This is a genomic window from Oleiphilus sp. HI0043, from assembly GCF_001634935.1.
In genome coordinates this window covers 1-1,229 of sequence record NZ_LWEY01001066.1, presented here as the reverse complement: position 1 = coordinate 1,229, position 1,229 = coordinate 1, and the positions used below count along the sequence as shown (strand labels likewise).

Here is a 1,229-nt window from a genome sequence, read left to right as displayed (position 1 = left end):
TACCGCACCGTCTCTACGCATTTAATTAGGCAGGCTGGTTTTACCAAGGCTACCGCACAAACCGGTGCAGTGACGTTGATCCAACGCTTTGGTTCTGCGCTCAACCTTAATGTCCATTACCACATGCTATTTCTCGATGGCGTATACGCCGAAGATACCTATGGCCAACGGCGGTTCCATCGGGTCAAGGCACCCACTCAACATGAACTCAATGCGCTCGTTAACACCCTCAGCCACCGGGTCGCTCGCTGCCTGGAAAAACGCGGTCTGTTGGAGCGAGATGCCGAGAATACCTGGTTGACGCTGGACGAGGAAGGAGGAGATGTACTCACGCAAATGCACGGTTCCTCGGTGACTTACCGCATCGCCACCGGCCCCCAGCAAGGGAGTAAGGTCTTCACCCTGCAAACCTTCCCTCATTGCGAAAGTGAGAAGCCAGGCTATGGCCAAGCGGCTAAAGTGGCAGGTTTTTCACTCCACGCCGGTGTGATGGCCGAAGGACATCAGAGGGATAAACTCGAACGGCTCTGCCGCTACGTTAGCCGACCCGCTGTTTCAGAAAAGCGCCTGGCATTGACCTCCAATGGACACGTTCGGTATGAACTCAAAACCCCGTATCGCAATGGCACAACCCATGTGATCTTCGAACCCATGGACTTCATGGCCAAGCTGGCTGCACTGGTACCCAAGCCGCGCGTCAACCTCACCCGATTCCACGGAGTCTTCGCACCGAACAGCAAACACCGTGTTCAGGTCACACCGGCTAAACGCGGAAAAAAGCCTGACAAACTAGAAGCAGCCGATACTGACTGGCTCGATAAGACCCCTGAAGAGCGGCACCACGCCATGACATGGATGCAGCGACTTAAGCGAGTCTTCAATATTGATATTGAGGTTTGCGAGCACTGTGGAGGGCATGTCAAAGTGATTGCCAGCATTGAGGATCCGGACATAATCGAGCAGATTCTTAAACATCTCAAACAGAAGGCGGCCAAAGCCGATACTAACCATCACAACCAGCCGCCAGAGCGAGCCCCACCACTGACTCCCAGCCTGTTCGGCCCATCGCAGACTCGTTTATTTAATTGACGCTCCTAAGCTCTCAATCCATGTACTGTCAGCCTTTGCGGCAGGCCGGTGGGGCAACTGTCGGCTAAAGATCCATTCGCCAGGCACTTTTCGGTCAAATCGACCAAAATACGACCTTCTTTGGGCGCTGTGAAGCTAAA

At 53.9% G+C, this 1,229-nt stretch carries 1 protein-coding gene; it reads left to right on the top strand.

Annotation, left to right across the window (positions count from 1 at the left end):
• The coding region (locus A3729_RS11775; protein WP_068633893.1) for a transposase at positions 1 to 1,089 on the top strand (1,089 nt) is incomplete at its 5' end.
• Between the last annotated feature and the right edge of the window lie 140 nt (positions 1,090 to 1,229).